Source organism: Parapedobacter sp. (assembly GCF_053550995.1).
Map to the genome: position 1 here is coordinate 22,495 of NZ_JBMQOC010000050.1, position 23,811 is coordinate 46,305.

Genomic DNA, 23,811 nt, shown 5'->3' on the forward strand with positions numbered 1-23,811 from the left:
ATAATGTATTCATCCATTTAATTATTCAACAAACCATCCAATAAACCCTGCCATTGTGGGTATGACGTTTCTTATATTATCCCAAATTACCCACCCTTTTCTGTAGGGTTGTCCGATTGGATTTGCTTATCGCCCAGCGGGTCCCGTTCATCGGTTGGCGAAACGTCTTGGTCGCCTTCTTCAAGTTCTCGTCCCTCACTATCATCCGGAGCCTCCAAAATAGGGTTGTGGTCACCCCCGGCATCATCCTTAACCGGATAACCTTCGGCGTCGAGATCACCACGGGCATCCTCGGCCGTATGGGCTAGCTGCTCGTCGACTTCATCCAACTGCGTCAATTTTTCATCGGTCACCATGCCATCGAGCTCAGCCAACTCACCTTGCATATCGTTTTGTTTATCACGGTACTCATCCGGCGTATAAGGATTTTCCTCGTCATAAGATGAATTATCATCTTCCCCTTCAGGGGCGGCCGTGTTATAGGGTTGTGGATGACGGTATTCCTTGTCGGCGGTTTCCGGATCGAGTTCGAAGCTATCCTCCGACTCATTATACCGAAGGTCTTCCCCCGTAGGCTCCCTGGTTTCGTCAGTATCCCGTACATCAAGTGGAATGATGGGTGGTTTATTTTTGTTATCCGTATTCATTTCGTCCTTTTTGGATTGATACATCCACATACTGCGCCACGCTCAATTATCTCCCAACGGAACGCCTATTCGCAGGGGTGCCCGAGGAGGTAGGTACCGATGCATCAACTATTCCAGACACACTGTTTATTTTTGTAGGTTTATTGTTCGGAAAAACGCACAATTTAAGCCAGCATCCGGATGGCATGCAACAATTTTTCCTGCACCGTGAGACGCGTGTCGGGATACCCACGTTCGTCTACCCATACGGATACCGAAATGCGGTAACCATCGGGCTCGAGCACACTGATGCCGATAAGATATTCATCGCTTACCAAGAAATCGCTCGCTTTGTTGAGTTCGGCTGTCAGCACCCGCTTGGCATTTTCGAAATCGACATCGTATTTGAGCTTCAGCTCCACATCGAGCCGCCGCTTCCCCGCACGGCTCATGTTAACGATCACTTCATTGGCTAGTTTACTATTGGGCACAATAACCGTGCGGTAGTCGCGCGTGAGCACAACGGTATAGAAAAGTTGAATGGATGTGACCTCCCCTTCTTGCCCCTGGCTTAGAATCTGGTCGCCCACGCGGAATGGCTTCAGCATGAGAATAAGCACACCGCTTGCGAAGTTCTGCAATGTGCCGGAGAGTGCCAGACCGGCAGCGACACCAAAAGCACCCACCAATGCAGCAAATAGTGTCATTTTTAATCCCATGATTTGGATGACCAGCAAAATCAACCATACACGGAGTGCCATCACAATCAGGTTGGAAAGGAAAACTTCCAATGTAGGATCCCAATCTTTTTGGTTTATTTTGCGTTTTATCCACCGAAGGAGTAGCCTGATCAGCCACATCCCCAAAATCAAGATGGCGACCCCTAACAACACGCGGGGCGCCTGATGGACAAGCCAATTCTCGAGCCGGTCATAGAACTGTTCGATTTCCATACAGAAAACTGCTGATGTATGTGGTATAGCGCAAAAAGCTTACCTAAGCCGCTATTAACCCGAGTTCGATTATTATTTTCGACTCAGAACGCTTTGAAAGGGTCAGGTTCAACTGAAAACGACGCTGGAATAGCGGGCTATTTCGAGGAGTTTTCAGGAAGAAGATGGCCCTTTCAAAGTGAATAAGGAAAGAAAGCTCGTCCAATAGCTACCCTATGCGGCCTTGCCTAGGATTACTATTAGACTTCTGAGTCGAAAATAATAATCGAACTCAGGTTATTAGCGCTACCAAGGCGTACCAGTGTACTAAATACCGCATAGCCGTGTCTCCAATTCTGAAAACCTTGTGCCATAAAACCGAAGGCACCTAGCGGATTTCCGCCCCTGCCGTCTTGGCACTGTGTATGCACTGACTTCGTTAAAACAGAAAGGAGTAATCTGATGGTTATGAGCGACAATCCCCAACATCAAGAAGGAAAAACGACCAAGGCAATCGAAGATCAGACTGCCAAATTGCCGTCAAAACTGTTCTTATGTGCGGCGTTGACCGTAATGGGCGTTTCATTGGCGTTGAAATGCGCCGGACATAAGCACGCAGCACTCTTCGTGGGCCAATGGGCGGCACCTTTTCTCCTATTGGGCACCTACAACAAGATTGTAAAAACACACGGACACGACCAGCAAGACAGGCATTGACTCCATGGCCAACGCAACCCATAGCAAAGCACTTGGCATAGCATTCCTCATCCAGGGGATTTACTTTGTTGTGACGGGGATATGGCCTATACTTAACATGGCCAGTTTCATTACAGCAACGTGGCCGAAGCAGGATGTTTGGCTGGTAGAAATGGTCGGTCTCCTTTCCACATCCATTGGGTTGACCTATCTCGTAACCAGCCTTCGGAAACAACACTTGCCCATTTTGCTTGGCTACGCGACTTCGCTGAGTTTTCTCGTCATGGACATCATCTACGTGACGAACGGCGAAATCGACCGAATCTATCTGTTGGATGCAATTGTTCAAGCAATATTTATCATTGCGGTCACCGTTATGCTCGGTTTACCAAGGAGCACCCCCTCTTAAAAATCGTTACATTCCTGCCCTCCATATCGTTTATTGTGCCGTCCATCGGTGTACTAAAAACCCGACGGATTGTTGGCAGAAGAGGAAAAATCTGAAGATTTTTAAAACTTTTTTAGCTGTTGAAGCGTATTCCCTTACGATTAGCGAACGAAGTAAAACAGTTTTTAAAATTAGACGACGAAGCATATGGAAAATTCAGCAAAAATTATTTGGGCTTCTCCTCAATCACTCGCCCGTGACGGTATCATTGCACTTTTGGATCAAGAGCCCGATTTCACTTTTGCGGAGATTGTTTCCAAACAAGAAGATATGACGAGCGCCGTAGCCGCAAAACCTACCGTTAGTTTATTGATCGTCGATCACCTCTTTTTAAGCGAACAGCATCAACTCCTCACCTCGTTGAAAGAAATCGCGCCCTTATTGAAAGTGCTGGTCTTATCGGGCTCCGAGCAAAATGAAGATATCCTCGACTTGATGAAATCCGGAGCAGACGGCTACATCATCAATGAGGCTAGTAAAGACGAACTTATTTTCGCCATCAAGCACATATTAAATGGAAATACCTATATCTGCACCGCCTTGTATCTCCAGGTGCTGGAATCCATCGCGGCGTTGGATAAGGAGAAAGAAGGAATTACCCTGGAATTCTCGGCACGCGAAGAGCAAATTCTCAAACTTATTCTGGAGGGCTACTCCAATCAAGAGATCGCTTATCAGCTATTCACCAATAAACGCACCATTCTGAAATATCGGGAGAATTTATTGCATAAGACCGGCGCCCCCGATATCGGTACGGTCATCCGTATGGCATTGCAGCAAGGTGTTTTGAGTTGATCCACGTTCACGGTTAACAAATCGATGGTGGAAAAATCAGAAGGCATATTTGAAATCGAGATTGCGGAAGGCCCGCTTTCGGGGCGAAGCCTGGTTGTCCGGCCGGCACACACCACAGACGGCGTTCCGGTTTACCAGTGCCATTTACAGGATGACACATCGATTTGTGAATTGCGGCGGGAGCCATCCGGCGAGTGGGTGCAACTGTGGGGTGACTTGCCTGATGATACCGTAGCGGAAATTGGCGAAGCTATCGCCAGCCATACTGCATAAATGGCCACCGGCAATATCTACATCGGAACTTCGGGCTGGCATTATAATCATTGGAAAAAAAACTTCTACCCCGAAAACCTTAAACAACCTGACTGGTTATCTTATTACGGCGAGACATTCCATACGGGTGAGCTAAACAACTCGTTCTATCGGACACCCAACGCAACGACATTCGAAAAATGGAAAACATCCGTTCCCCCAGCATTCGTTTTCGCTGTAAAAGCGAATCGCTTTATCACCCATTCAAGAAAACTGCAAGGTGCACAGCAATTTACGACCGATTTTATTCAACGAAGTTCCCAACTCGACGAAAAACTTGGGCCAATCTTGTTCCAATTACCACCCTATTGGAGCGTGGATAAGGAAGCCTTAGCTGATTTTGCTAACGCTCTTCCTAATGGCCATCGTTATGTGTTCGAATTCAGGAACCAAACATGGTACGATGAGGAGGTCTATGAAATCCTGAGGGCGAACAATTGTGCCTTTTGCATATACGAACTGGCCGGTCACTTATCACCCTTAGAAATTACGGCCGATTTCGTCTACGTCAGACTACATGGGCCAGGCAACAAATATGAGGGAAAATACACGGATACGAACCTATCTGAATGGTCGAAACGAGGTCGTTCCTGGCAGCATGATGACAAGACGGTATACATTTATTTTGATAATGACCAGCATGGCTACGCTGTGGAAAACGCCAAAACACTTAAGGCAATGATCAATGCATAAATTGGGTTATTTTTCCGGCGTACGTGGAATGGAAAAATAAAACGTAGATCCTTTTCCCAATTGGCTCTCTACGCCCACGTGGCCACCATGCCGTTCGATGATTTCCTTACTTAAATACAAACCGAGCCCCAGTCCGGTCATCTTCGATGTTCCTTCGACCTGATAAAAGCGGGTAAAAACCTTTTCCTGTTGATCGTACGTCATTCCCATCCCTTCGTCGATGACCTGAATCGTCACGTCATATGGAGAAGACTCCAGTACCACATGTACTTGATGGGCATTTGGCGAGTATTTTATCGCATTGGTAATCAAATTGATCACTACCTGCTCGATGCGCTGCCTATCGGCTTCCACCATATAGTCGCCATGGATGTTGTTCACGAAAACGGTATGTGTTTGGCTGCTGAAATGGAAGGTTTCCACCACGTCCAAAATCATCTCGCTCATATCGAACTCCTCAAAGTGGAAACTGAGTTTACCCGCTTCGATTTTCGAAATATCCAACAATTCGGCAATCAATGCATTGATTCGCTCCAACTGCTTGAGGGCTTTCGTGAGGAATCGTCGGCCCACTTGGTCAATCTCCGACCGTTCCAATATTTGGAGGTAGCCTTTGGTGGTGGTGAGCGGGGTCTTCAACTCATGGCTGGCAAGCGCGATAAACTCGTTTTTCCGCAGATTCAATACATTCACCTCCTCAAACAGTCGTGCATTCTCCAACGTCACGGCGACCAGCGATGCAATGCTGTGAATGATATCCTCATCGGCGGCATTAAACACATGGCTCTGCGCATATCCGAAAAACATGGCCCCGGTCAACAATTTATTGGCTGAACGGATAGGAATGGCCAAGCTGTGTCGAATGGTGGGTGCACTTTTCCCTAGGCATGATTCGAAGAGCGCCTGGATATGGGGCACTGCGGTAACATCATCGAATTTGATGGAGTTTTCACCGGCAAAAACCGTATGGATAAGCCCCTCACTCCGTTGCAGTTTACTGAAATCAATTTCGGCTTCCCCAAGCGTCGCTGCAGCTACCGAGAACCGGGATGGCTCCTGTTCATCCGACATGCCGTAAAAGCAAATGCCTACATCGGCGGCGGCAAGATGGGTGGTCGAATTGATGACCGTTTGAATGAGCGAGGGCGTATCTAATTTTTCAGTGATGATCTTACCGATAGCGTGTAAGGTCTCTAACTTCTTTTCATGGAATTGTATAATCTGTTCCCGTTGGATTTTATCGGAAATATCCCGCGCGATCTTGGAAGCACCAATAATTTGCCCGACCCGATTGCGCATGGGTGATATCGTCAGCGTAATGGGTATTTCTTTTCCCGACTTCGTGATGCGGATGGTTTGGTAGTGGTCTACCGTATGGCCGGCTTTAATCTCATTGATAATGGTGTTCTCTTCATGTTGAAGATAGGCCGGAATAAGGGTATTTATCGACTTGCCGACTATTTCCGCCTCATTATACCCGAAAATCCGCTCCGCACCGTGGTTCCAGCTCATGATGATTCCATCGAGATTCTTACTTATGATCGCGTCGTCCGATGACTGAACAATCGCTGACAATAGGGTTTGCTTCTCTTCATATTGTTTGAATTCCGTGATATCTACCAACGTATTATGTGCACCGATTATCTGGCCTGCCCCCGTTCGGATGAGCTTGGGAAAAGCGAGTGTGACCCGCCGGACGCCGTCGGGGCGGACGATGATTAATTCTTGCCCACATGTATCTACCTGTTCGCGTATCGCTGTCGCCATCGGTGTAGCTTCGGGCGGCATGGGTTGGCCATCCGGATAATATATGGAACCAGCCCCAGACCATTTCTCTTCACCTACTACCGGCCGCCGGCCCCAAAGTAATTCGGCTGCATGGTTGAATGCAACGATGTAGCCGTCATAGTCACATATATAACTCGCGACCGGCGATGTTAAGAATAATTCTTTGTAGATGTGGTCATCAACCCAGGCGTGTGGTTTCTTCATTTTTTTACTCTTCACCGGATAACTAGCGAAAATACGATTGTTTTATCACAATACCGTAATTAATGTATCGGTAACGTTTCGGAAAATCAGGGTAAGGCAGACCTCCTCACCACGTGAAGAGCCATTGCTAGCATGGCTTTCAATGGCGTCTAAAAAGTACAAATAAAAGTGTTGAATAAAGCGATTTAGATCACTACCCCTACCGGCTGTTCATGCAGCGGCGCTTGCCTAGGCAGTGCCTCAAAGTGAGCAATCCAGTCCCTCGCGGCAATAACTTCGCGTTTTTGCCGGTTAATCAGCAGACGTATCGGTTCGGCTAACCCGCCCGTATTTTCAATACAATGATAGGCAATAAGCAATGCATTCTCGCCCGACCGGCACTTATCTAACAGGTAACAGGGCATCTTGCTGGAAAATACAGCTTTGACCACTGACCAGGCAAGCCCATACTTGCCATTTACTTCCGATTGATCAAGGTCGTCCAATCCCCAATCTTTGCCCGTCCTGCTCAACTCCTCGGCCATGGTCTTACTTTGGGCTATAAACGCGTTAAATAACGTAATCAAATACGCTTCATCTTCGGCTAATCTATCCATCATGGTGCGATAGCCGGCCACTCGTTCACTGTGGAATGCCGCCAAATCTCGGAGACATTCCACAGTTATTTTTAGGTTTTCCATAATTCCGTCTGTCTATTATCAATTGATGATGGTCTCTCAAGGCTAGTCGTTTACCACCTTTTCCCGATCGCGCAACTGTTTAATCTGATCATGGGATGCTCGCAATTGAGTTTTCTGGCTCGAAATCAGCGCTTTTGCGGCGGTTGATATATCGGCTACCTCTTCGGCCTGCCGATACGCCTTTTGCGCCGCATCTTCACCATATTCACAACTCTCGAGAATGGCTTTCCGATCATCTAATGCAAACGTCTGTTTGACGTCCATCCAAGCGCGGTAAATCTTTCCTGAAGCCGTGGTTTCATCATCTACCCGATTTTCCCAGGCACTGATATGTTGTTGCAGCTCGTCTTTCAGCATTTGGCTCTGTTCAATCAAACCGCTGAAAAGGGCTTTCAAGTCAACGTCCGCAGCCGGCAATCGGGCGATGGCCTTTTCATATCCTGCTATCCGGTCGTTGTTAATCTTGATGAGATCATTTAACACTTCGGCTGTTTTTTTCATCTGCTCCATCATGTTTCCTTTTTATTTGCTTAAACCTTTTTGTTACGCACCCAATCGTTGGGTGTGTTTGCTATTGACAATCGATTGCGAGTTATTGTTTCAAAAATTTTAGATCACCGCTATTCGGGCTTTTCCTGCCGCATGTAAAAGGTGCCCAGGAAAAAGAGCACGCGCAGTACACGGAACGCCCACCACCTCACAAAGCGGGCTGGCATGCTGTTTTTCAGCTTGATGTTCCCACGCGTTATCCGTTCGCAATCGTTCGCGATGATCTTCTCCATTTCGACGATAGCTTGCCGTACCACGGCCTCGCCCCGCAGATCGATATTTAGTTCAATACTGACCCGGGCACTCAAGTCGTTGATATTAAATGAACCGACAGTCATCCATTTCCGGTCAGAAGTCGCTAACTTGCCGTGTAACATATTCCCTCGGTATTCATAAATTTCAACACCATGGCGCAACAGCCAATCATACATATAACGTTCGGCATCCTTAACCAATGGCACATCCATCCGGCTGCAGATAATTACGCGGATGCGGACGCCCCGATTGGCGGCCATTTCAATGTCCTTTTGCATGGCACGACCGGGAAGGAAATAACTGGAAAGCAAGATAACATCTTCCTTGGCATCGTGAAAAATCTCCCGGTAGGTCCGGCTAATCTCATACTTGCGACGCACCCAATCGTTACGGCGCATACGTAGGGCGCAACGGTGTGTTTGTCCAAAGTCGATAGCTGTTTGGGCTGGCCGGCAGCTCTCCGAAAAACGTTTGATGAATTGGAAATTTTTCCACGTCATCAAACAGGCGTTACACAAATGCGAAGCCACCTCTCCTTCTAAACATACGGCCGCATCAAGCCAAGCGGCCTGGCTAGGCAGGTCGTTGTATTTATTGCCGATATTTACGCCGGTTATCACGGCATATCTGGCATCAACCACCAGCACTTTACGGTGTAGCCGCCTACCGAAATAGAAATGCCTGCTTCGTAGCAAAGGCTCGAAAACCCGAAAATGCACACCACCTTCCCTAAGGCGAGCTCCAAATGCTTTGGGCAGACGCTGCGATCCATACCCATCTACCAGTACATATACCGCAACCCCGCTTGCCGCGGCACCGATAAGGGCCTCTGCTATCCGGTCGCCGGTTGCGTCCGATTCAAAGATATAAACCTGCAAATGGATGCTTTCACGTGCCTGTCCGATAAGCTTTAGGAGCAGGTCGAAATAGGCCCTGCCGCCCCACAACAACCGAACCTGGTGATTGGAGACGAATGTTTCTCGTTCGGCAGGCTTCGTTCCAGGCATAACGGACGCCCGTATGTTAAAACCTATTGATCGATGCTGCGCCCGTCGAAGCAGGCATCCGGTCTTTCGGCATAATCCAAACTTCTCCTTGCTTTTCGAGCACAAGTTCGGCGAGATCATCCAACACGTCATCTGTCAGATGACCGGATTCCCCCCCACCAAAAAAGATGTCTGTCCGGTTATTGATCCGTCCGGGGATGATCCGGTCCTCTTCGAGCAGCAACGCCCCTACCTTCCCATCATAGGCATCTCTGGCAATGGCGGCAATCTGATCAGTGCCCAATCCTTGGGAAGCGGCATGTCGATACTGGGCGATGATCCCCTCCAGTCGGGCGGTATAATCAGGTTCGATCACGTTCCAAGCCAACTTCCGGATAGCGTCTTTGTCCATTGCAGATGCATTGGCTTTTATGCCTTCTTCAAGCAAACGCTGGTTACGGCTTACTCGCCTGAATAGGTGGTGGTGTTCGGGGAGTGCCGCTAGCATTAATGGCAAACCGGACGGTACGGAATATTTGGTTATAACCGCACGGTCGACCGCCCTGAAAAACTGTTCGATATCGTTATCAATGTCGGTTTTCTTCAATCCATGGTTTTGGGCAACCCCCCATTTCTCTCCGGTGGCGGCCTGATAGGAAGCAAGTGTAGCATGCAAATCGCGCATTTCATGGTCCAGTGCATCCATCATTGTTTCCGGCACGTCTTCCGAAAGATCGACCTCATCCAATTGGTAGCGGTCGCCTTCGTAAAGCTGCGCCGTGTTGGCAGTTAGCACCAAGAGGTGGTACCGGTCTTTTGCCTGCAGGTATTTCAACAGCGGTTTGGTATGTGCTGAATCCGCAACAACCGCCAGTGGTTGGACCGACCTCGGCAAACGATAGACATCAAATGAATTCCTTGTCGCAAACACGACCAATCCATCTTTTGCGTGCTGCCAAAATTGGCAATTTGTTGCCAACGCATCAAATTTCCCGAAAATGCGCTGAACACGTTCGTCGTTCGCATATGCTGCTTTAAGCGGTTCGAACTGTTGGATCAACTGATCAAAAACGCGTGCGTCGGTTGCATTATCGGAATGCGTGCGGTGAGTGGGCATATATAGGGAAAAAACAGGGGGTTCATCATAACCAAGGGCCTTTTCCAATTGTTTTGCCGTTAATGTTTCCATACGATTATTCTTAAGTCTTTTATTAGCCTGCTTTTATTGCGGCTTCTTTTATTTACGCTAACAGATGTCTTGTCCGATTGTTGGACCTGTTATAGGAAAACATCTGTAGCCGTCAGTTGTATAATAGTGTGGATACATCACTAATAATAAAGCACATTGGATTGGAATCGAATCTTTCTGCATGACCTAGATCGCTCATTTGCTCTGGAAATCCTTTTCCGCACCGTTTTTATGTTCTTAGTCGTCGTGACCATCCTACGGTTATCGGGCAAGCGCGGTGTACGTCAACTTTCCATATTTGAGCTGGCCATTATCCTTACCCTAGGCTCCGCAGCGGGCGACGCCATGTTCTACGACGACGTAGCATTACTGGCCACCCTCTTGGTATGCGTTACGGCGATTGCCTTATACCGATTGATTACCTGGCTGACGGCAAAAAGCAATAGGTTAGAGGAACTAATTGAAGGCAAGGCCGTGTATATCGTTGAAGATAGTGTCATGACGATCAAGGACGACGAAAAGGACAGCCTTTCCAAAGAGGAATTTTTTGCCGAACTTCGCGAAAAGGGCGTGGAACATTTAGGGCAGGTGCGCGCTGCGATCCTCGAAACCGGAGGAAATCTCAGCGTATTCTTCTATGCCAACGAAGACGTAAAATACGGTCTACCCATTCTGCCCCGTGCATACCGTAAACACTCGGACACCATCGTCGAAGAAGGCCTGTACGCCTGCGTGGTCTGCGGTACGCTACACCGTTTGGAAATTGGCCAGCACCGATGCGGGCGCTGCCAACACCGGGAATGGGTAAAGGCTATCAATACGAAACGGGTAAGCTGATTGAATGATCATCGCGGCATCGGCCGTATTCGCGGTTTATTTCAGAGAACGTTAACCGGTAACACATGATGAAGTCAAAAGGTCTTGTTCACAGGTGGCTGATCCTCTTGAAAAATACATTCACCATTTTTATGGATGTAAGAGGTCTAAAGTTCAGTGCATCTTTGGCCTACTACACGGTCTTCTCATTAGCACCCTTGCTTGTATTGACGATTTCACTCGCGGCGCTTTTTTTTGGTCAGGAAGCTGCGGAAGGAAAGATCTTTGAAGAAATAAACGGACTCGTAGGCAACAATGCTGCGGCACAGATTGAAACCATGTTGCAAAATATACAGGTCAACGAGGACAACACGCTGGCATTCATCGTCAGCATCGGGACACTCCTCATTGGCGCGACAACGGTATTCTCAGACATGCAGCATTCCATTAACAGAATATGGGAAATCAAACCAAAACCCAAACGTGGCTGGGTTAAATTAATCACGGATCGACTCCTATCCTCGTCGCTTGTCTTATCGCTGGGATTTCTCTTAATCGTTTCCCTGATCATCAACGGGCTCCTCATGGTATTTATGGATTATGTGAGGCGCTTACTCTCCGATTTGGCCGTATATTTATCCATTGCACTCGACGCAGTTATCAATTTCATGGTCATCAGTGCCCTGTTCGGCGTAATCTTTAAATTTCTCCCCGATGTGCGCATCAAATGGAAGGATGTCCGCGCCGGTGCGATTTTTACTGCTTTGCTATTCATGCTGGGGCGCTTCCTTATCGGTTTCTATATCCAGACCACCGGTCAAGGATCTACCTACGGTGCGGCAGGCTCGCTTATCATTCTTTTGCTTTGGGTATATTACACCGCAGCCATTCTCTATATTGGTGCTTCATTCACCCGGGCTTACACTGAATTCCGCGGCCGCCGGATGGTACCAGCGGAGTTTGCGGTACACGTAGAAGAACAAGAGACAGAGAAAGACGTGGACCATCTCCCACCGGCAATAAGAAAAGATTAGCGGGTGATGTTTTCAGTACAACGTAATATATTACCGTTAAGATACGTTTAAATGACTGGGCTCGGTTAAAAATCGGAGGGGGCTTGAAAATTATTTTAATTTTTTTCAAACAAAAATAGCCGTTGTCCTGTTAGCATAAATGCAAAACAATTACGAATAACGCTAAAACAGACGGTCCATCATAAAAAAGCAACGAAATTACAGCTATGGAGAAACAATTACCTATGGAAAAAACGATTACGTGCTTTATTGTTTCTTTGAATTCATTTGTGATAGGATTGTAAATTTCGATTAACTTCAGCGTATCATCCAAGTTTCTTTCTTATCAGCGCCATGCCGGGGCGCTCATTGAACGAGTGTCTTATGTCGGCAGCTGCAAAACATTGCAAAAGCATATCATAAACGATAAATTCGATGGATTATGGATAAGATTGAGTTCAACACCAAGGTCGTACAAGAGGTAAATTCGTTAAACAGCTATGCGCTGTATTTCACACACGACGAGGAAAACGCACACGACCTTGACCAAGACACCATGTTAAAAGCGTTTTCGTACTATAATAAATTCAAAGCTGGCACGAATCTCCAGGCTTGGCTCTATACCATCCTCAAAAACACATTCATCAACTACTATCGGAGGAAGGTGAAGACGAATTCCATCATACTCAAATCCGATACGATATCATCATCAGATCTGTATAAGAGTTCATTACGCAATAACGCAGAGGGCAAATTTGTGATGGACGATATTGAGCATGCGTTATCAAAGCTGTCTGACGAATACTATTCTCCGTTTTCCATGTATTACGAGGGTTATAAATACCATGAAATTGCCGACTATTTCCAAATTCCCATTGGCACGGTCAAAACCCGCATTCATGTGGCACGCCAGCAACTGAAGAAAAAGTTAAAATCTTACTCACCCTCCTAAAAACGACGCTCCCTCCATACGAGGGTACCCATCAACAAGGAAGCCCGGCTAAATAGCCGGGCTTCCTTGTTGATGTACCGCATTTCGCGAAAACCAGCCAGATATATGGGTCAAGCCGCTACGTTCGCTTCCGACAGGGCGATGTCCGTAAGTTTCGCGTCGGTCTCCTTCTCTTCGTTCAGCGTGGTTCCCAAAATCTCTTTTGCTTCGTTATGCTCCATGAGTTTCGCATAGGTAACTAAGCAGCCATAAGATGCAATTTCATAATGCTCTACCTTTTGTGCGGCGGCAATCAATGCGGCATCCAACGACTCATCGCCCTCAAAACTTTCTATGATTTCGTCGGCTTCCGCCAGCAATCCTTCCATTGCTTTACATTTCTTTCCCCGTGCCGACAACCCCAATGATTCCATCACTTGCTTCAGCCGGCTGATGTGTTCCTCGGTTTCCGAATAATGGGTCTCGAACGCGGTTTTCAACGATTCGCTTTTCGTCACATTCGCCATCTTTTTCAGCCCTTTCAACAACTGTCGCTCACCGCCCAGTATGTCGCGCAGTTCATCCACAAACAATTCGTGAAGGTGTCCGTTGGGCATGTTGCCATTTTGATTTTTGCTTACCATAAAATCCTCCATTTATTAATCTAACATATATATATGAGTCAACACTTGCCTTGAACTTTTGTTTAGTGAATCGGATTCCTTTCGGAGGGCTTAACATTCTCGGCCATGGATTGTTACCTTTCAGGAGATTGCGGGCAATGCCATCAAGTGTAATCAAATATATCGCTTATAACGAAGACGAGCACACGCTTAAAATCACCTTCCAAACAGGGGCGGTTTACGTATATTACGATGTACCCCCCCTCGGTACATGCCGGATTGATGGGAGCCCGGTCAAAGGGTCGGTACTTTAATCGTTCTATCGTTGGACGGTTCGTATTTAAACGACTTTAAAAGGCGCTTCATACCCGTCCAAAAAGAAAGGGTTAGCTTTGGCAGCTAGGCCCTTTTTAATCATATGGTAAAGAAAGGTCTGTTCGCTACCTGATTTATTTTAAAATATTAAAAACAATTTTCAATCTTTTATGTATTTCCTACGCCAACAGCCTTGCCGTTGTCGGGAATGTTATCGATATTACCTTTTTATGCAAAAGTTAGATAAAACACCATCTCAAATGAAAAAACAAATATTATACGTCGAAGATGACGGTGATATGCTGGAAGTGGTGGCTGAGTTTATGCAGTTTGAGGATTACCAAGTCATCACCGATTGTGGTCGATCGATCGCAAAGAAGTTGAAACAGTATGCCATTGGGCTTATTTTGCTTGACGAGAATCTCAATTGGGGATGGGGAAGCGACTTGTGCCGCGAACTGAAAGCCAACGAGCAGACCGCCCACATCCCCATTGTCCTTATTTCTGCGGTGCAAAATATTGACAAAATTGCCGAATTATGCGGCGCCGATGCTTACGTGCGGAAACCATTCGACATCTATGATGTTATTGACGTCGTTAACCTACATTTCCTGAATACAGCGGCGACCGCCAATTCTGACGAATAAACTACTTCCATGGCTGCACAGCTAATGTAAAGGAATAACTTCTAGATCTTTCCGAGGCGGACCGGTAAGCACCTTTCCCGAAATGTCATACCGGCCGCCATGGCAGGGACAATCCCAACTTTTCTCGGCGTTATTCCAGGCAACAAGGCAACCAGCATGTGTACAAACCGGATTTAATGCGTTTAACGTGCCCTCCGGTGATTTATATAACGCAACTCGCTGGTCTTCATAATTGACAACCGCTCCGGTATCCGGAGCCAATTCCACCATGGCTTCTAGCTTTTCGATTGCTAATCGATCGGCAACAAACCGGTATACCACATCCGCGTTTTCCTTTACGAAATTTGTGAATGCAGCCACCGGTTTAACGCGCAAGGGAGAAAACAATTTCTCGCAAGGACTTTCGATGCCGAGAATCAGGTCTGAAAGCAGTACGGCTGAGAAACTCCCGAACAAAATCCCGTTTCCGCCAAATCCGGTAGCCACATAAGTGCCTTCGTCGCCACCCGGCAACTTGCCAATATAAGGCAAACCATCGGCCGGTTCAAAAAACTGCGCAGACCATCGATAGTCGACCGATGTTACGTCAAAATACTTATGCAAGTATGCTTCCAATTCACGGAACGATATCTCGGGGTCACCATGGCCTGTTTTGTGGTCGGCTCCACCAAGAATGAGGTATGGCTTACCATCCAGCAAATGCGTCCGAAAGTAATGGTAAGGTTCCTGCATATCATAGGCAAGAGAACCCGGGTACGCTTCATCTGCCAGTTGCGCGCCCAACACATAGCTGCGATAAGGAGCGCACCGGAAGTGAAGTACATTCACGCCCGGTGGGATATGGGTCGCATAAACAATGTTGTTTGCTCGAATCGAGCCTAAAGGTGTTTCTAAGTGGTGTGCATCTTGGTGCCGCTGGCAACCTGACACCTGGGTATGTTGCACGACCGTGCCCCCCGCCGCTTTAAAAGCCTGCGCTATCGCCAGCAGGTATTTCAACGGATGGATTTGCGCCTGCATCCGGTAGCTGATGGCCATACGGAAACTGAACGGCACCGGTATTTCATTGACGGGGGCAACGTCTACGCCAGCCCGTAGGGAACCTTCGTATATCTTTTTCAATGCGGCCGCTTCCTCATCGGTTTGAGCAAACAGCACGCCTTCTTTGTATTCAAAATCGCAGGCAATCTGATAAGCAGATACGTTTCGCGCGATGAGGTCTCTCCCGGCGCATGCTGCATCTGCTACCAATCTCGAACTTTCGATTCCGAAATCGCTTTCGATGGTATGATACGGTGTATCGAGCATCGTGTTGATGTGTGCCGTTGTGCCACCCGTGGTGCCAAACCCGATCTGATGGGCTTCGATGACGATGCAACGCTTGCCGGCCTCCTGCAAGCGAAGGGCGGTCGACAAGCCAGTTATACCTCCACCCACAATGGCTACGTCCCATATTTGATTGGCAAAACGGCGCTCCTGGCTTTCGAACGGATAACCTATGTGTTCTTGCCATACACTGGTTAGCACGCCGTCTCTCTGCCAGCGAAGCGTCGTTTTTTCATCGGTATCGGGATTCATCGTCGTTAATTTAAAGTGCTAACACCAATCGTGCAAAATTTGTTTCGACAGCGTATCATTCCATCTTCCGCAAACAAATCGAAACCGCAGCTGTTGGGCTTTACAAAGCAACGGCAACGTGAATTTTATTTCATACGATTATGGGAACGGATAGACATGAAAATGACATCCGGCGCAAGGGCCGGCCCGCAGGGCGGGGCAAAGAAGGCAACAACCTGAGGGACGCGTCGGCAGTAAACAGTGCCGAAACAGAAAAAGAGATACGGAATCGCTTCCTCGATGACGAGGGGGCGGTGGCAGACGACTCGAAAATCAAGCACCCGAACCGGAATCCAGACAAGGGAACCCAAGATTAACACGTTAATATTAGAGGCAATTCCAGGCTCCAAAAAGTGAGACGAGGTGCGAAATAGCTAATCGAAAAACAATGCGCTACAAACGGCATTCACACCGCGAACTTGATTGATACGTATCCTCACAGAGCGGTCAATTGGAAAGGTAACATATTTTCCCTCCTTGTAATCCCGCACCATGTACACGGGCATTAGCAGCTCTTTGGTGTCTAAATCGAAAATTTCTATCGCGGATCGTCTGCCCTGTTTGTCAAAATCCACGAAATACAACGACAAGTTGGTCGAGAATTCACCTTCGGTCTTGATATCGATGGTCATGGTCTGCATGCACGCATGCGGGTCGTTCGTATAAATAGCACCCAAATGGCTCTTATCTTCTACCTTTAACGCCCGATGGTCGTTGGCGTCAACAGACCAATTAACGGGAAACGCTTTGTTTAGTTTGATACCGGTAACAAACGCGGGTACCAAACTATCATTCACCGCATTGTCGTAATAGTTGAAAAACAGATGCCCCTGGGTGCCGTAGTTCGCTTTCCAATCACCGCCCGTCGACACATCCTCCTTTATGGTTGTTACCGCATACCGAAACGCTTCCCCTGGTTGACTTTCCCATCTGCCCGCATAAGATACCTTGCCTTCGTAATTACCTGATGGCAAATTATCATAATATACGAATTCATCGTCTTCGCTGTCAGGGCGCAAGTCTGTGCCGTTATTTAACCTGACGTTTTTTATCCGTCGTCCGGCTTTAGGAATGGCTAAATTTCCAACTGTTCCGCGCGGAATAGCCAACCGGATAACACCCGTTTCTGAGTCGATAGAAAACGAAATAATACCCTTCGGTGTTGGCACGTCGCCCTTTACCCTCGTAATCCGCGACGAAAGGAAGGGCTTAACAGCAAAGGTCTCAAAGCCCGGCGACAATGGTTGTATGCCGAGGATTTCCTCGGTCAGCCATTTGGTTACGCCTGCACTCCAAGGGTGTGTAAGGCTCGTATACCCGCACTGATTGTTAATGGGTGCATCATTCGGCTTTGAAATGTCATTCCATGAGGGCCTGAAAACTTCAAAGAACGTTGTGCCCCCATATCTTATTTGGCCACCCCAACAGTCATCCACCGTGGTAACGGCCTCGGCGTGCCGTTGCATGCGAGCCATGGCTTGTAATATGAAATATTGATTGAAAGGTGAATAAGAAAGTCGCTGCATCCGATCAGCGAAAGCATTTCGCCAAATCGACTGTTCTTCATTTTCCTGAACGAATAGTGCATTTATCGCATCCGCCGAAGCATGAAGCCCAAAGCGTCGCCACCAACTTTTATCATTGATTAACGTGGTGATTTTTTCGTCCGCATAACGTTGATATTTGTCAGCAAGCTGGTCCCTCCCCATCTGTCTCATACTAGCGGAATATTCTTTCCAAGCACGGATGCAAAGCATGTGATAAGCGTTATGGGTCTCTGAAATCTCCGGATGTTCGAACCCCGCACCCAATCGCTCGTCCCACCCATAGAATGCGAGTTTTAGGTCTGTACCATAACGTTTATAAGCAGTATCCAGCTTTGCACATGCATTTCCCAGCATCTCTTCCATCAGTGCTTTATCGCCGGTATAGTTATAATAATCGATTAAACTCAATACCCAATATAAAGAATAGCTGGCAATCCCATTGTATTGGTCCGAAGTGTATCTGATATTTTGCTTTACGAAGTCAAAATTACCAAACGCAACCATCGCTGCAGCCTGCGATGCATGGGCATCGCCCGTCCACGAATGCCTATCACTCCGCTCCATCAATATGGCGCCGAAGTGATCTTTCAAGAGGTTCAGTTTTACGGTGTATGCTCCCGTATACCATATCCGCGTCAGCAACGTATCGTTGGTTTCGAAACTACCGTTATAATTCGTGGGCTTTATCTGGCATACCAGTCGCGGAGATCTAATTTCCATGGGTTCGCGCAGGGACCGGATGCGTATCCATCCAAAACGAACGCCTTCATAAAGTTCTTTGTTCAGCTCGAGCCTGAAGGTTTGACCATGCTTCATTGGTGTCGCCGTCTTTTTAGGGTGCTGAGATCCGGCATTGAACACCGCAGGCTCGTTGAATTCACTGATGCTCATTTCGACTTCACCGTCAAAACCCGGGGAATCGAATTCGAACCAAGCGGCATTGACCTGTCCGAAATCAAACATGATATCACAAGGGGCGGTAACGGTTAACGCGGAATGATTACGAACAGTAACCGCATTTGGCCTGTCCGCTGTGATCGAAACCGGCGGTAACGTGTATGTTTCCAAGCCATCGGTGGCCGTTGGATGATCCCATCGGTAATGGACCAAGGGATCGGGCGATTGCCGTACTTCCTTACCGGTGGGGACGGCTGTTAATCGGGGGTATTCAATAGGCTTTTCGCTTACGCGTTCTTGTGCCGTCAGCACCCCGATTTGGAAAAACAGAAATAAAAAAATGCAGCTTAAATTCTTGATAGTGTAGTGGCTCATAATATCACTAATATAGATACAATAATTGAGCAACCATACCGCACTATCCTGCTTTACGTCACGCCGTTCCTGCCGCCGTAGGGCGGCAAGTGGTACGGACTTTCTACTTCGCCGCGAACGAGCCGCTTGCTGCGGCAGTGACGTTCAATCCTCATTTCATGCCTATTTTCTAAAAGAAGCAAATAGGCAATCGCACCTCCGTTTCGCTATGTGTATAATTATCTACACAGTCTAACCAAAGTGCATGATAACCGAACTTCACTCGGTGGGCTCGGGAAACCGCCGTGTTTGCAATCGGCCTCTCCTCAACTTCGAGTTTAAGGATGTCGCGGTAAAATTCAATGGCTTTGCCATACTTGCTTTTTGGAATCTTTAACACGATGTTCATCCCTTCAAACGTCGGTTCCATTGCTTGTTGCTAATTTTCAAGTATATCTATCATATATCCACCGCCGCCTACCCATCGGTCACTGCATGGAATACAGTCCGAACGAATTACCCTCAGTGTCTTGGCAGATAGCACAATAGCCATATTCGCCGATGGAGAATTTAGATCTATGCACCTGACCGCCCGCGTCTACGACCCGGCTTTCTTCGACACTACAGTCCATGCAAGGGAAATAAACGAGGGTACCGGTAGGTTGGCAGTCGCCGCCCCTCGCCCCAGCCATTTGTATCAACGCTCCGCCCACACCCATCCGTTCGGGATTGGGGTCGGAGGGGAAGAAAGACATCTTGAAATCTCCGGCGTCCCCTGGAGAAGGCACATCCTGAAACACAACTTTCAACACTTCGCTATAAAACTTTTTAGCTCTTTCGATATCATCCACATAGATTTCGAACCAGCAAATTGCATTGGGATTTTGATTCATGGCAATCATAATTAAAACCAACAGATTAATAAGATTCAAATCTAACCATTCCACCATCTATTCGAGATGGTCAATTGCGCCAATATGCAGGGGGATTTGTGACACCCGTATTATCCCGCTTGCCTTGCCGGAAGTCATCCATGAAAAGCACAAGGATAGCGCGAAAACAATCACCTAATTCCGATGTTGGTTCGTATATACACATCGACAAGTGAACAACCATGGGCAAATATAGTTTAATGGTAGTGGTATTTTCGGCTATTGGGTTCGTGGTATTCCACGGCTTGACCAAACCCGGGGCAACGAAACTTGGGGAGGGTGTATGAGCGACGGACGTCTTCGGCCAGATCGCCCGAAATGATTGTACGGCATACGATAAAATGAAAAGATTGATCGCAATGACTAAAGATCGAACTATGGGATTGGAAATTCCGGATTTTAGCTTATTGACGGAAGTGACGCCCGGAAAAGCATCGTTGCGGGGGAGGGTGGTCATCTTCCACTTCCCTACTCATACCGTATTGGAATTGGTCCGCTCAGGCAACCCCTTGCTGGAATCAATCAAGCCACGTTATGATTGGGATCGCGTAAATAAATATGGAGAAATCGACAAGCTGACGTTTATCGTCCACCGCTACGTCACCGACGACCTTCCCGAGGTCTTCGAAAAAGCGAAGGCTTGGTATCAAGATGCAATGGAGTGGCTGGAAATCAGTGAGGATGCACTCGAACACTTCCTTAAAGATTGGGAAAACCACTCCGACGACCTACCCAACTAATCGAAAATAATTTCGTATTATTGCCTACAAACATGTATCCTACGCTGTTGGCAACTCATTCATTGGTCCGCTGGCTCGTGCTGGCTGCATTGTTGGTTGCGGTTGGTTACGCCTACCATGGATGGTTCGCTAAACGGAAATTCTCGCGGTTCGACAATGCCCTGCGGCATTGGACAGCCACTATCGCCCATATCCAGCTGATCGTCGGTCTGTGGCTCTACATAATCAGTCCGTTTTCCAATCAATTCCTAAAGGGTTTCAGTGACACGGTTCATCAACGGGATCTTCGATTCTTCGGTATGGAGCACAGTTTGATGATGGTCGTTGCTATCGTGATCATTACGGTCGGTTCGGCCAAAGCGAAACGGAAAGTCATCGACAGCGAAAAATTCAAAACCATGGCCATCGGGTACACGATTGGCCTACTGATTATCCTGGCATCGATTCCCTGGGCATTTTCACCGTTTACCAGCAGACCGCTTTTTAGGCCTTTTTTTTAAGAGACATACCGTCTTTCTGTTCGGCAGCACGGTGCTTAATCGCTTTTCCCGTTAACAACTCGAAAGTAAAAGGTTGTTATCGCATTCTTTTCATACCTTTGATAAGCATAAGACGATGAATAAATTATTCATAAAAAATATGGTCTGCAATCGCTGTATCATGGTGGTACAGGGCGAGATGGACAAACTTGGCATAAATGCTACACATATAAAATTAGGAGAGGTTTCGCTGGAAAGGCCGCTATCCGGCGACGAAACTTCCGCATTGAGGAACGCATTGACCACCGTAGGGTTTGAACTCATCGACGACAAAAAAAGCCGCATCATCGAACAGATTAAAACGGTAATCATTGATCTGGTGCATCATCAAAAGAGCGATAAGAAGTATAACCTATCGGATATGCTCACCAACACCCTCAACCACGATTACAGCTACCTTTCCAACCTGTTTTCTGAGGTGGAAGGCACCACCATCGAAAAATATTTCATCGCCCAGAAAATCGAAAAGGTGAAAGAACTATTGGTATATGATGAACTGACCCTAAGCGAGATTGCACATCGTCTCAACTACTCCAGCGTAGCGTACCTGAGCAATCAATTCAAAAAGGTGACCGGGCTCACTCCAAGCCATTTCAAGAAAATCAAAGAAGATAGGCGAAAACCGTTGGATAAGGTATAAAATCTTACAAAACAATTCCAGAATTCCACAACGACTTGCATGGATTTAGTTGCCACCTTTGTAGGGTACAATTAAAGCAAGAGCAATGGCAACATCAACGGCAGATAAAAACTCAGTAAAACAAGCCTTCCCGGTATTGAACATGACCTGCGCATCCTGCGCGGCCAGCGTGGAGAGCATGGCGAAATCGTCCGCAGGGGTCATCGATGCATCGGTTAATTTTGCAACGGCGACGCTGTCGGTAGAATACCAACCAAGCCTTACTACCCCACTTGCTTTGCAGGAAGCCATCCGCTCGGTGGGTTATGATTTACTCCTTGAAAGCGAGGACACACGGCAGGAAACCTTGGAAGCGATCCATGAAAAACAATTCCGATCATTAAAACAGAAAACCACGTGGGCTATCGTTCTTTCCCTTCCCGTAGTGGCTATCGGCATGTTTTTCATGACGATGCCTTACGCCAATGAAATCATGTGGTTGTTTACCACACCCGTAGTGCTGTGGTTGGGCCGGGATTTCTATCGCAATGCTTGGAAGCAGGCCAAGCACGGTAAGGCCAATATGGACACACTGGTAGCTTTGAGTACAGGCATTGCTTATTTATTCAGCATTTTCAACATGCTGCTTCCGGAGTTCTGGCATCAACGCGGTTTAGAAGCCCACGTGTATTTCGAGGCTGCAGCGGTTATCGTTGCGTTCATACTGCTCGGAAAATTGCTGGAAGAAAAGGCCAAAGGCAACACATCGTCGGCCATCAAGAAATTGATGGGCCTACAACCGAAAACCGTAACATTGGTATTGCCCGACGGCCAAGAACAACAAACCGCCATCGAAGATGTGCGCGTCGACGACATACTTGCCGTTAAACCCGGCGAGAAGATTGCGGTAGACGGGATGGTCTTATCGGGCAGCTCATACGTCGACGAAAGCATGTTAAGTGGCGAACCGGTGCCGGTTCTTAAAAAAGCGGACGAAAAAGTCTTTGCGGGTACCATCAACCAAAAAGGAAGTTTCCTATTCAAAGCGGTGAAAGTAGGCAAGGAAACCATGCTTGCCCAGATTATCAAAACGGTACAGGATGCCCAAGGCAGCAAAGCCCCCGTGCAGAAGCTCGTCGATAAAATAGCCGGTATCTTTGTCCCTGTTGTCATCGGCATTGCCGTGCTTACATTCCTACTGTGGGTGGTACTTGGTGGCGACAATGGGATTGTACACGGGCTTTTGGCGGCCATCACCGTATTGGTCATCGCGTGTCCCTGTGCGCTTGGGCTGGCAACTCCCACCGCCATCATGGTAGGCGTGGGCAAAGGCGCCGAAAATGGAATACTCATTAAAGACGCCGAGAGCCTGGAATTGGCCAAAAAGGTGAATGCCGTGGTGCTAGATAAGACCGGAACGATTACCGAAGGCAAGCCAGAAGTGACCGGTGCTAAATGGTTGAACGGCGACGGCACAGCAAAACAGATCCTATTCAGTTTGGAAAAACAATCCGAACACCCGTTGGCTGAGGCGGTGACCAGCCATCTAGCCGAGACAAAGACGGTGGATTTAACTGCATTTGAAAGCCTTACCGGCAAGGGAGTGAAAGCGATGTACGAGGGCAAGACTTATTTTGCTGGCAACAAAAGGCTGTTGGTTGAAAACAATGTTTCCGTTGCCGCCGAATTACAGGAACAGGCTAACGAATGGGGCAAAGCGTCGAAAACGGTCATCTGGTTCGCAGACCGTACCCAAACGCTCGCCGTACTGGCCATTTCCGACAAGATAAAGGAGACATCCATATTGGCCATCAAACAAATGCAGGATATGGACATTGCATTGTACATGCTCACCGGCGATAATGAAGCTACGGCCAAAGCCATAGCCCAGCAAACGGGTATAACAAATTACAAAGCAGAAGTTTTGCCACAGCACAAGGCTGATTTCGTGAAAGAGCTGCAGCGGCAGGGCAAAACGGTAGCCATGGTGGGCGACGGCATCAACGACAGTACGGCGCTGGCCACTGCAGACGTAAGCATTGCCATGGGCAAAGGTAGCGACATTGCC

Annotated in this window: 27 protein-coding genes and 1 pseudogene; 16 read left to right on the forward strand and 12 right to left on the reverse strand. The window is 47.6% G+C overall.

Going from position 1 to position 23,811, the window contains the following annotated elements; translation table 11 throughout:
- Positions 1 to 86 precede the first annotated feature (86 nt).
- Together ACO1NT_RS07040 and ACO1NT_RS07045 are read right to left on the reverse strand one after the other, a co-directional pair.
- Entirely contained in the window at positions 87 to 647 is a 561-nt protein-coding gene (locus ACO1NT_RS07040; protein WP_449047776.1) for a hypothetical protein, read from the reverse strand.
- 164 nt (positions 648 to 811) lie between these two features.
- Positions 812 to 1,579: a mechanosensitive ion channel family protein gene (locus ACO1NT_RS07045; protein ID WP_449047777.1), complete on the reverse strand. Its 768-nt coding sequence runs from the start codon at positions 1,577 to 1,579 to the stop codon at positions 812 to 814.
- 447 nt (positions 1,580 to 2,026) lie between these two features.
- Here ACO1NT_RS07045 and ACO1NT_RS07050 point away from each other — a divergent pair, with 447 nt between their 5' ends.
- The 5 genes from ACO1NT_RS07050 (at position 2,027) to ACO1NT_RS07070 (ending at position 4,502) form a co-directional block, all read left to right on the forward strand.
- Positions 2,027 to 2,275, forward strand: coding sequence for a hypothetical protein (locus ACO1NT_RS07050; RefSeq protein WP_449047779.1), 249 nt, complete (start codon positions 2,027 to 2,029; stop codon positions 2,273 to 2,275).
- 4 nt (positions 2,276 to 2,279) lie between these two features.
- Positions 2,280 to 2,663, forward strand: coding sequence for a hypothetical protein (locus ACO1NT_RS07055; protein WP_449047781.1), 384 nt, complete (start codon positions 2,280 to 2,282; stop codon positions 2,661 to 2,663).
- Between the two features lie 186 nt (positions 2,664 to 2,849).
- Entirely contained in the window at positions 2,850 to 3,497 is a 648-nt protein-coding gene (locus ACO1NT_RS07060) for a LuxR C-terminal-related transcriptional regulator (RefSeq protein WP_449047782.1), read from the forward strand.
- A 24-nt stretch (positions 3,498 to 3,521) separates the two neighbouring features.
- Complete coding sequence (locus ACO1NT_RS07065; RefSeq protein ID WP_449047785.1) at positions 3,522 to 3,770, forward strand: hypothetical protein; 249 nt, start codon at positions 3,522 to 3,524, stop codon at positions 3,768 to 3,770.
- Positions 3,771 to 4,502 (forward strand): DUF72 domain-containing protein, encoded by a 732-nt coding sequence (locus tag ACO1NT_RS07070; protein ID WP_449047786.1) that lies wholly within the window; start codon positions 3,771 to 3,773, stop codon positions 4,500 to 4,502.
- 6 nt (positions 4,503 to 4,508) lie between these two features.
- On the opposite strand, the gene ACO1NT_RS07075 is transcribed toward ACO1NT_RS07070, so the two are convergent.
- The 5 genes from ACO1NT_RS07075 to ACO1NT_RS07095 all read right to left on the reverse strand — a co-directional run bounded on the left by ACO1NT_RS07075 (position 4,509) and on the right by ACO1NT_RS07095 (position 10,153).
- Positions 4,509 to 6,494, reverse strand: a complete 1,986-nt coding sequence (locus ACO1NT_RS07075) for a PAS domain S-box protein (RefSeq protein ID WP_449047787.1) — start codon at positions 6,492 to 6,494, stop codon at positions 4,509 to 4,511.
- Between the two features lie 185 nt (positions 6,495 to 6,679).
- Positions 6,680 to 7,174, reverse strand: a complete 495-nt coding sequence (locus ACO1NT_RS07080) for a DUF2383 domain-containing protein (RefSeq protein WP_449047788.1) — start codon at positions 7,172 to 7,174, stop codon at positions 6,680 to 6,682.
- A gap of 42 nt (positions 7,175 to 7,216) precedes the next feature.
- Positions 7,217 to 7,675, reverse strand: a complete 459-nt coding sequence (locus tag ACO1NT_RS07085; RefSeq protein WP_449047790.1) for a PA2169 family four-helix-bundle protein — start codon at positions 7,673 to 7,675, stop codon at positions 7,217 to 7,219.
- 119 nt (positions 7,676 to 7,794) lie between these two features.
- The gene (locus ACO1NT_RS07090; protein WP_449047791.1) at positions 7,795 to 8,985 is read right to left on the reverse strand and encodes a phospholipase D-like domain-containing protein; all 1,191 of its coding nucleotides are present in this window, start codon (positions 8,983 to 8,985) and stop codon (positions 7,795 to 7,797) included.
- A 16-nt stretch (positions 8,986 to 9,001) separates the two neighbouring features.
- A complete protein-coding gene (locus ACO1NT_RS07095; protein ID WP_449047792.1) occupies positions 9,002 to 10,153 on the reverse strand; it encodes a baeRF3 domain-containing protein in 1,152 nt (383 codons plus the stop codon).
- Between the two features lie 156 nt (positions 10,154 to 10,309).
- Between ACO1NT_RS07095 and ACO1NT_RS07100 the strand changes: the two genes are divergently transcribed.
- From ACO1NT_RS07100 to ACO1NT_RS07110, 3 genes are all read left to right on the forward strand, one after another.
- Positions 10,310 to 10,990, forward strand: coding sequence for a DUF421 domain-containing protein (locus ACO1NT_RS07100; protein WP_449047793.1), 681 nt, complete (start codon positions 10,310 to 10,312; stop codon positions 10,988 to 10,990).
- A gap of 65 nt (positions 10,991 to 11,055) precedes the next feature.
- Positions 11,056 to 12,003: a YihY/virulence factor BrkB family protein gene (locus ACO1NT_RS07105; RefSeq protein WP_449047794.1), complete on the forward strand. Its 948-nt coding sequence runs from the start codon at positions 11,056 to 11,058 to the stop codon at positions 12,001 to 12,003.
- A gap of 421 nt (positions 12,004 to 12,424) precedes the next feature.
- Positions 12,425 to 12,934, forward strand: coding sequence for an RNA polymerase sigma factor (locus tag ACO1NT_RS07110; RefSeq protein WP_449047795.1), 510 nt, complete (start codon positions 12,425 to 12,427; stop codon positions 12,932 to 12,934).
- A 110-nt stretch (positions 12,935 to 13,044) separates the two neighbouring features.
- On the opposite strand, the gene ACO1NT_RS07115 is transcribed toward ACO1NT_RS07110, so the two are convergent.
- Positions 13,045 to 13,557, reverse strand: a complete 513-nt coding sequence (locus ACO1NT_RS07115; RefSeq protein ID WP_449047797.1) for a YciE/YciF ferroxidase family protein — start codon at positions 13,555 to 13,557, stop codon at positions 13,045 to 13,047.
- 137 nt (positions 13,558 to 13,694) lie between these two features.
- Here ACO1NT_RS07115 and ACO1NT_RS07120 point away from each other — a divergent pair.
- The 3 genes and pseudogenes from ACO1NT_RS07120 to ACO1NT_RS07130 form a co-directional block, all read left to right on the forward strand.
- A pseudogene (locus tag ACO1NT_RS07120) lies at positions 13,695 to 13,781 on the forward strand (KTSC domain-containing protein); the annotation flags it as partial.
- Positions 13,782 to 13,788: 7 nt separating this feature from the next.
- Positions 13,789 to 13,890: a KTSC domain-containing protein gene (locus tag ACO1NT_RS07125; RefSeq protein WP_449047798.1), complete on the forward strand. Its 102-nt coding sequence runs from the start codon at positions 13,789 to 13,791 to the stop codon at positions 13,888 to 13,890.
- 221 nt (positions 13,891 to 14,111) lie between these two features.
- A complete protein-coding gene (locus tag ACO1NT_RS07130) occupies positions 14,112 to 14,498 on the forward strand; it encodes a response regulator (protein ID WP_449047799.1) in 387 nt (128 codons plus the stop codon).
- A gap of 21 nt (positions 14,499 to 14,519) precedes the next feature.
- On the opposite strand, the gene ACO1NT_RS07135 is transcribed toward ACO1NT_RS07130, so the two are convergent.
- The gene (locus tag ACO1NT_RS07135) at positions 14,520 to 16,076 is read right to left on the reverse strand and encodes an FAD-dependent oxidoreductase (protein WP_449047800.1); all 1,557 of its coding nucleotides are present in this window, start codon (positions 16,074 to 16,076) and stop codon (positions 14,520 to 14,522) included.
- A gap of 140 nt (positions 16,077 to 16,216) precedes the next feature.
- On the opposite strand from ACO1NT_RS07135, the gene ACO1NT_RS07140 reads away from it, so the two are divergent.
- Complete coding sequence (locus ACO1NT_RS07140) at positions 16,217 to 16,432, forward strand: hypothetical protein (protein ID WP_449047801.1); 216 nt, start codon at positions 16,217 to 16,219, stop codon at positions 16,430 to 16,432.
- A 57-nt stretch (positions 16,433 to 16,489) separates the two neighbouring features.
- Here ACO1NT_RS07140 and ACO1NT_RS07145 read toward each other — a convergent pair whose 3' ends face one another.
- From ACO1NT_RS07145 to ACO1NT_RS07155, 3 genes are all read right to left on the reverse strand, one after another.
- Positions 16,490 to 18,934: an alpha-L-rhamnosidase-related protein gene (locus tag ACO1NT_RS07145; protein ID WP_449047803.1), complete on the reverse strand. Its 2,445-nt coding sequence runs from the start codon at positions 18,932 to 18,934 to the stop codon at positions 16,490 to 16,492.
- 169 nt (positions 18,935 to 19,103) lie between these two features.
- On the reverse strand, positions 19,104 to 19,343 hold the full coding sequence (locus ACO1NT_RS07150; protein ID WP_449047805.1) for a hypothetical protein: 240 nt from the start codon (positions 19,341 to 19,343) through the stop codon (positions 19,104 to 19,106).
- A 58-nt stretch (positions 19,344 to 19,401) separates the two neighbouring features.
- The gene (locus ACO1NT_RS07155) at positions 19,402 to 19,806 is read right to left on the reverse strand and encodes a VOC family protein (RefSeq protein ID WP_449047806.1); all 405 of its coding nucleotides are present in this window, start codon (positions 19,804 to 19,806) and stop codon (positions 19,402 to 19,404) included.
- 416 nt (positions 19,807 to 20,222) lie between these two features.
- Between ACO1NT_RS07155 and ACO1NT_RS07160 the strand changes: the two genes are divergently transcribed.
- From ACO1NT_RS07160 to ACO1NT_RS07175, 4 genes are all read left to right on the forward strand, one after another.
- Positions 20,223 to 20,585: a hypothetical protein gene (locus ACO1NT_RS07160; RefSeq protein ID WP_449047808.1), complete on the forward strand. Its 363-nt coding sequence runs from the start codon at positions 20,223 to 20,225 to the stop codon at positions 20,583 to 20,585.
- A 32-nt stretch (positions 20,586 to 20,617) separates the two neighbouring features.
- On the forward strand, positions 20,618 to 21,085 hold the full coding sequence (locus ACO1NT_RS07165) for a hypothetical protein (protein WP_449047809.1): 468 nt from the start codon (positions 20,618 to 20,620) through the stop codon (positions 21,083 to 21,085).
- Between the two features lie 115 nt (positions 21,086 to 21,200).
- The gene (locus ACO1NT_RS07170) at positions 21,201 to 21,764 is read left to right on the forward strand and encodes a helix-turn-helix domain-containing protein (protein ID WP_449047810.1); all 564 of its coding nucleotides are present in this window, start codon (positions 21,201 to 21,203) and stop codon (positions 21,762 to 21,764) included.
- A gap of 85 nt (positions 21,765 to 21,849) precedes the next feature.
- Positions 21,850 to 23,811 (forward strand): heavy metal translocating P-type ATPase (locus ACO1NT_RS07175; protein ID WP_449047811.1); only part of this gene is annotated, 1,962 nt, incomplete at its 3' end.